Source organism: Methanosarcina sp. 2.H.T.1A.6 (assembly GCF_000979455.1).
Taxonomy (GTDB): domain Archaea; phylum Halobacteriota; class Methanosarcinia; order Methanosarcinales; family Methanosarcinaceae; genus Methanosarcina.
Genome location: NZ_JJOY01000020.1, coordinates 21,737 through 28,552, shown reverse-complemented (window position 1 = coordinate 28,552; position 6,816 = coordinate 21,737). Strand labels below are relative to the sequence as shown.

The 6,816-nt window shown below is 45.7% G+C and carries 10 protein-coding genes; all 10 read right to left on the bottom strand.

Features of this window, described 5'->3' with window-relative positions; all coding sequences use genetic code 11:
- Positions 1-156 precede the first annotated feature (156 nt).
- Positions 157-1,410: a signal recognition particle-docking protein FtsY gene (ftsY, locus tag EO98_RS04690; RefSeq protein WP_048143146.1), complete on the bottom strand. Its 1,254-nt coding sequence runs from the start codon at positions 1,408-1,410 to the stop codon at positions 157-159.
- 197 nt (positions 1,411-1,607) lie between these two features.
- Positions 1,608-2,036: a prefoldin subunit alpha gene (gene pfdA, locus EO98_RS04685; RefSeq protein ID WP_048143143.1), complete on the bottom strand. Its 429-nt coding sequence runs from the start codon at positions 2,034-2,036 to the stop codon at positions 1,608-1,610.
- A gap of 5 nt (positions 2,037-2,041) precedes the next feature.
- Positions 2,042-2,218, bottom strand: coding sequence for a 50S ribosomal protein L18Ae (rpl18a, locus tag EO98_RS04680; RefSeq protein ID WP_327037301.1), 177 nt, complete (start codon positions 2,216-2,218; stop codon positions 2,042-2,044).
- Between the two features lie 54 nt (positions 2,219-2,272).
- Positions 2,273-2,932, bottom strand: coding sequence for a translation initiation factor IF-6 (locus tag EO98_RS04675; protein WP_048143139.1), 660 nt, complete (start codon positions 2,930-2,932; stop codon positions 2,273-2,275).
- 32 nt (positions 2,933-2,964) lie between these two features.
- On the bottom strand, positions 2,965-3,234 hold the full coding sequence (locus EO98_RS04670; RefSeq protein WP_048143137.1) for a 50S ribosomal protein L31e: 270 nt from the start codon (positions 3,232-3,234) through the stop codon (positions 2,965-2,967).
- A 19-nt stretch (positions 3,235-3,253) separates the two neighbouring features.
- Positions 3,254-3,409 carry a 50S ribosomal protein L39e gene (locus EO98_RS17720; RefSeq protein ID WP_011024005.1) on the bottom strand — a complete coding sequence of 52 codons (156 nt, stop codon included), beginning with the start codon at positions 3,407-3,409 and terminating at the stop codon, positions 3,254-3,256.
- Between the two features lie 289 nt (positions 3,410-3,698).
- Positions 3,699-4,301, bottom strand: a complete 603-nt coding sequence (locus EO98_RS04665; RefSeq protein WP_048143135.1) for a tRNA (5-methylaminomethyl-2-thiouridylate)-methyltransferase — start codon at positions 4,299-4,301, stop codon at positions 3,699-3,701.
- 5 nt (positions 4,302-4,306) lie between these two features.
- Positions 4,307-4,675, bottom strand: a complete 369-nt coding sequence (locus EO98_RS04660) for a DNA-binding protein (protein ID WP_048143133.1) — start codon at positions 4,673-4,675, stop codon at positions 4,307-4,309.
- A gap of 89 nt (positions 4,676-4,764) precedes the next feature.
- On the bottom strand, positions 4,765-5,214 hold the full coding sequence (locus EO98_RS04655) for a 30S ribosomal protein S19e (protein ID WP_048136024.1): 450 nt from the start codon (positions 5,212-5,214) through the stop codon (positions 4,765-4,767).
- Between the two features lie 298 nt (positions 5,215-5,512).
- A complete protein-coding gene (locus tag EO98_RS04650) occupies positions 5,513-6,787 on the bottom strand; it encodes an adenylosuccinate synthase (RefSeq protein ID WP_048143132.1) in 1,275 nt (424 codons plus the stop codon).
- Positions 6,788-6,816: the final 29 nt, after the last annotated feature.

Genomic DNA, 6,816 nt, shown 5'->3' with positions numbered 1-6,816 from the left:
TTATTATTATTGTTGTTACTCTTCTATTATTGTTTACTGCGATACTGTATTTTTGCAGTTAAATTCCCGGAAAACAGGCTGGGCTGGAGAAATAAATACGCTCTCTCTTTTCCGGGAACTCTTCAGTTTACTGGTAACTTGCTGCTTGAGTGACTTTTACTGGTTGAATAGCTGGTCCACAAACCATTCGGGATCGAATTTTTTCAGGTCTTCGTATCCCTGTCCCATTCCAAAAAAGAGAATCGGTTTGCCTGTAATGTATGCAATGGATATGGCAGCTCCTCCTTTGGAATCAGCATCGATTTTTGTCAGGATGGACCCGTCAATCGGGACAGCCTCATTAAACTGGGCAGCTCTTTCTACCGCATCGTTTCCAGCTACGGCTTCGTCCACGAAGATTATAAGGTCCGGAGAGCTTACCCTGCAGATCTTCTCCATCTGTGCCATAAGGTTCATGTTTGTGTGCATGCGGCCTGCCGTGTCAGAGAGCACAAAATCGATTTTATGCGCTTTTGCATACTGGACAGCATCATAAATAACAGCTGCCGGGTCGGCTCCGGCCTGATGCTTAATCATCTTTACCCCAAGCCTGCTTGCATGAATTCCCAGCTGGTCAATAGCGCCTGCCCTGAATGTGTCTCCTGCGGCAAGAACTACCGAATAATCCGATTTAAGCAGTCTGTGTGTCATCTTTGAAATGGATGTTGTTTTTCCGGTTCCGTTAATCCCCACAAAGACAATATGAACGGGCTTTTGCCTGTTTTTTACATAATCATCAAAATCAAAGGTATTAGCAGATACAACATCAAGGATTGCTTTCTTCAGGGCTGCTTCAACTATTTCTCCTGTATTGCTTCCAATCCGTTTTGTAGTGCCTGTAAGCTGGGTTTTCACAGACTCAACAATAGCCTCGGAAACCGAGAGGGCAAGGTCACTTTCCAGGAGGCCCATTTCAAGCTCCCACATCGGCTCTTCAAGATCCTTGCTATCCAGGTAGACTTCTCTGTTAAAAACAAGGGCTTTAGCTTTCTGAGCAAACCCAACTTTCGGGACGACCTTTTTGAAAAAAGACTTTTTCTCTTCAGGGGGCTTTTCTTCCTCTACTTTTTTCCCTTCAACCCTCGTTCTGTCTTCAAGCTTTTTCCTGTATTCCGCCTTCTTCAGATCTTCCATCGGAATATGGGTGATTCCCGGAGAAGCAGTAACCGTTTCGGCTTCGGGATTTTCTTCTTTCAGGGCAGCCTCGATGGTTTTTTCCTCAATTATCGGCTCAATTTCCTCTTCGAGGCTTTCTTCGCTTACAGGCGCCTGCTCAACGACTACTGGTTCGACTTCTACTGCCTTTTCATCAATCGTTTTGCTGAGCGCCTTCTTAAAACTCCCAAGTTTCTCTTTAAATTTGTTGAACACAGGATCCATCCCGAAAAGATTCAGTAAAAAATAGGTAATTAAAGTTTAATGAAGTAATTGAAATTAATGAGATAATCAGAGTTGATGGAATAGTATTAGAGTTGATGGAATTATTAAAGTTAATGATATTATTCGATTCTTAAATAAGGTTTATAAGTTTCACTAATACGGTATCTGTGCCTGAGCCAGGGCATTTTTCAGGCCTGGCCAGGTTGAAGTTTTGCAGCTTCTGCTTCAAGGGCCTGCATCCCCTGTGCGAATTTAGTCAGTGAAGCATTCATCTGTTCAAATATTTTCGTAAGCTGCTCTTTGCGACGGTTCAGAGTTTCGATAGCTCCCTCTGCAGTTTCCTCTGCACTGAAGCCTGCTCCGAGATTAACAACGACTCGATCTGCGTTTTTGACTTCAGCATAAACATAGGAACCAAAACCTACCGGAACCATTGTTTCCGCAGCCTTGCCTGCTTCTGAAGCTGCTTTCAGCTCATTTATTGTCACAATGGTCTGATCGCAGCTGGAAATGGAAGCCTGTACCATGCTCATCTCCTGCCTGAGCGCTTCAGCCTGCCTCTGGAAATCCTGATGCCTGGCTGCCAGATTCCTGATCTCTTCACTGACTTCTGCCATATCCTTCACTCCTCAGCTATGCTTTCGATCTGGATCTGGTTTCTTTTAACTCTGTGTTTGCTTCCGAAGATCGAATATGTCTTATCGGTTGCATTCTTTTCATTCTGGCTTTCGATCTTCTTTGTGAAGTCTTCCCAGCTGTTTCCTGCTTTAAATTTGCCTTTGACAATAAAACTCTTCATCATTACCACTCTCTTGCTGTAACTTTGTTCTGGAACAGATGGATGATATGATGCTCATTCCAGGAACCCAAGGGCTTCTTCAATTCTCCCGAGTTCCGGTCCTGTTGTTTCGGAGCCTGCTACAAAGTTCTTTGAGTTCGCAAGCAGGCCTGAGCCAAGCATCTGGGTCCCGAAGTTAGTAGTCCCTATGTTTACCGGAAGTCCGAAGATCTTTTCCAGAGCTTCTCTTTCTGAAGCTGTCACTTTAGGGTGTACCAGAAGCCCTTTATTTGTAACGGCTCCTGCCATCCCTACATTTTTAATCCCGGCAATTGTTCCCCTGTAAACGTCCACCTTAAGGGTCCTGGCAATGGCTTCCAGAGCCATATCTGACAGCTCGGGATGTACAAGGGCTGCGGAATCGTTTGCCAGCACGATGTTTCCTACCGCATTCAGCTTGTCCGGAAGGGTGCCCGCAGGGACTCCTGTGAGTCTCTGCATCTCTTCAACATTGGATCCATATGGAAGCAGAATACCATTTGAGTTGCCTCTTGAAAGGGCTCCCACTACAATGCTTCCATTTATAAGAGTCTCGATGACCCTTACATCCAGCACCTCTTCGAGTATAGTGCAGACCTCTGGGTTTGCCATAGGGGGAACGAGGGCAATATCTTCGGTACAGGTTGAAAAGACCCCGATGACCGGGGTATCGTAGATATCCACTGTTCTGATCATATTCTTTGACTTTTCGCTTTCCTGGTATATATTTACTGGGCAAGCTCTGCCTGTACTTCACCATCTGCGAACTTCACAGCCCGTACCCGGATTGAGAGAGGTGGCTTTTCACAGCCTTTTTCCCAGAGACGTTCATTGATGGATTTGTCCAGCTTAACCTGCGTCGATTCGGTTTTCATGTGCCTTACGAGATAATCCCTTACTTCAATAACTGCCCTGTTGGCTCTTTTCCATATAGGGACTTTCCTTGCCTCTCTGAGGGGAATCGTATATATCTGTTCTTTAACCATGTCGTCTGCCATTTTTTCCCACCATCCTCGCTTATTTCACATCCAGGCTTCTTCTTCTCCAGTGTCTGCGCCTGGGATGACTTACTACCTTCCGGTTAGTTTTTACAATAACCCATACCGGGACTCGCGTATTCTGTTTGTGCGCCTTTGCAAGACGCTTCTTCTGTCCTTTCATGTTATGACTCAAGTGGACCACACCTGTTGACTGTAAGTATTCTAATCTAATAATTCTGTTAATTTACAGTTATATCCGGTAATTAGCTGATTGTGATTTCAACCCTTACGTAATTGCGGCTCTACCATACCGGAATGAATCGGCAGGTCTGTTAACCATGTCCTGTAAATCCTATCTATTATGGGTTAATCTGCAGCAGTAGTATAGGGGTTGAATATAACTCGATTATTGTATAAATCTTTATTCCAGAATTTTCCCATTCAGGGAAGCTTCCAGTTTTCAAACTCATTTGCTTCTTTTTTCAGGGAAATCTCTTCCTTGAAAGTACATGGGACTGGAAATGAACCGGGAATAGTTCCCTTATTCTCTCCTCTCCCTGTCTCTGCCGGATTAACTCTCTGAGTTCTGTTTCATAATCTGCTTTCTGAGTACTCTCACTCGGACCCTGTTCAACATTCAGGTAACATCCGACAAGAGAATCCACAACTTTTTTGCCGTATCCTTTAAGGGGGCAGGAATACTGTACTCCCAGCCGGTCTTCAATGCTTCTCACCTGTGAGATCGAAAGCACTGGGACCCTGTCATCTCGCCTGGTTCCGTCGGCAATCATTTTAACTGCCGGATCCATAGCAAGAGTTTCGACAGCTCTTTCGTGGATATAATTGATAGCACTTTTCGGAAACCCTTCTTTCAGTACCATCTCGTATGCCTTTTCCAGGATTTCTCTCTCAAGAGAAAGGACCCTGTGTGGAAAATGTAACTCCTCAGCAGTTTTTGCTGCGATTTCTCCTGTAGGGAGCAATCCGAAGTTACAGGTTACGAGTTCTACCTCAAAAAACGGCTCCAACAAAAGGGCAGAGAGTGAACTGTCCTTACCTCCACTAAAGAGGACCGAGACTTTCATTGTGCTTAAATCCGGGTTATGGACGTCTTGCGTTTCGCTGGCTGCATCCGCATCAAGAGTGATTTCAGCTGTTCGTCATCGATTTGAGACTGGAGCCTTCCACTCTGGGCAAGCGATATCAGCTGCATCTCAAGCTGTTCCCCAAGGGCTGGCCTTGACATCTTCAGAGTTGTCAGGCGTTCCCTTGCTTCGGGAGTCAGGATCTGCCTCAGTATAGCCTGCTTCTGAGCTTCCATTTCAGCTCTTGCCTGCTCCTGCTGGTAAGCTGCCTGCATATCAGGTGGCTGATGTGGTGCCTGCTGTTTCTGAATTTCTGCAAGCCGTCTCTTTCGGATTTCTTCGAGTTCATCATCCATATTAGACAAGGCAATCACCGAAAAAACCGGTTTTCCGGAATATGGTTTATAATATATATGAAAGGGAGTCCGAATTTCTCAGGTCCCTTTCTGAAGTAGCTTCTCTTTTAGTATTTTGCAAGTTCCGGAATCTTTTCGAGCAGTTCCTGCTTAAGTTCGTGTGCTGCGTTATCCATCATGGAACGCCCTTTTGCAGATACTGTTCTTCCGTCCTTTACCTTCTGCAGGAAGCCTGCAGTTTCAAGCTGCTGTACTGCCTTTCTGGCAACAGAACCACTGCCCTTTGCTTTGCGGGAGGGCTGGACACCCTTGTCCTTCTTTCCCCCATATACTGAGCGGAGTCTCTCGATTCCGATTGGTCCGTCGGTATAGATCTTTCTGAGGACTGCTGCGCACCTGACGTACCACCAGTCTTCATTGGTCGGGGGGAGTTCTTTGTGAACCCCGGTTTTCACGTTCCCTGCCCATTCGGGGGGAACTACCTTTTCATTTTCCTTCAGAATACCTGCAAGCTTGTCGATCATTTCCATTGCAGGAACATCAAATACTGTTGTCATGCTCTCCTCCTTATGCGAATTAAGTTAATTTTGCAGGTTCGGGCGATAGTGCCGATTCTTCCCCCCCGAATCTGTCAGGAATGTAACTCTTGTTCTCGAAAAGAGGTAACTCTTATGCTCTTCCGAGAAATCCATTGCTGGTTTATAAGCTGGCTACGGACTCTTTAAAATTTGGGTCAGAAGACCCGATAATGCCGGTTAATATGATTTTAGTCTAAACTGGAAAATGGGGTTGATAAATTTATTGGTTAATATATACATTTTTCGGTAAGATCCCGAACAGGTTTACTAAATGGCATTATTCTTTTTTAAAGGTTTGTGCTCTTCCCGGACCTACCGATATATATTTGACAGGGACTTTCATAAGCTCTTCAAGCCTTATGATATAGTTTCTGGCATTTTCAGGGAGCTCGTCGTAGGCTTTCACTTCTGTCAGGTCGTTTTTCCATCCAGGGAGGTCTTCATACACAGGACTGCATTCCTTGAGGTCTTCGGTAAGTTCCGGGGGATAATCCAGGCTTTCTCCTTTATATTTGTATCCTGTACAGATCCTGAGTGGGTCAAAGCCTGTCAGTACGTCCAGTTTGGTAAGGGAAATTTCCGTATATCCGTTAAGGGCAATAGCCTTTTTAAGGAGTGGAAGATCAAACCAGCCGCATCTTCTGCCTCTGCCTGTAGTTGTCCCGAACTCTCCTCCGGCTTTCTGCATCCTTTCTCCCAGTTCCCCGGCAAGCTCTGTTGGTAGCGGTCCTTCCCCAACTCTTGTTATATAGGCTTTTACTATGGCAATAACACTGTTCACCCTCGTAGGTCCCACTCCAAGGTTGGCACATGCAGAGCCTGAAATTGTGGAAGAAGAGGTTACGAATTTCTGGGTCCCGTGTATAACGTCAAGGTGGGTGCCCTGAGCGGCTTCAGCCATGACATTCTTTCCTTCATCAAGAGCCTGATTGATTTCCCTGGAAACATCAGTAATATAGGCAGCAAACTGTTTTCCCAGTTCCAGGTATCTTTTTATGTGGGCCGGATCTCTGACGACCTTCGGGTCTCCTCCCATTGCCTCGATTTCCTTTTCTTTCTGAGGGGCAAGTTCTTCAAGCCTTGCTAGGAAGCGCTCCCTGTCCACAAGTTCAGCCATGCGGATCTCGTCTCTGGCTACCTTATCAATATAAGCATAGCCGATTCCACGCTTGGTGGTTCCGATTTTCGTTTCCCTTGCAGCTTCTCTAAGCCCATCCATTTCTATGTGGTAAGGCATAATGATACTTGTTTTTGCATCAATTCCGAGTTTCCCTGCATCTACCTTTATCCCGTGCTTCTCAAACATTGCGGTTTCTTCGGCTAAAACCTCCGGGTCCAGGACAACCCCAGGCCCGATCAGTACCCTGGCATCAAGCAGAATGCCTGAGGGGATCAGGTGCAGTTTGTAGACCTCATCTCCTACCTTTACTGTATGGCCTGCGTTGTTCCCGCCCTGGAAACGGGCAACAATATCATAGTCTTTTGCAAGAAGGTCGACAATCTTGCCTTTTCCCTCGTCACCGAACTGCGCGCCTGTGATTATCGTAAACATAAGCCATGAATCGGGCTTAACCTTAATAA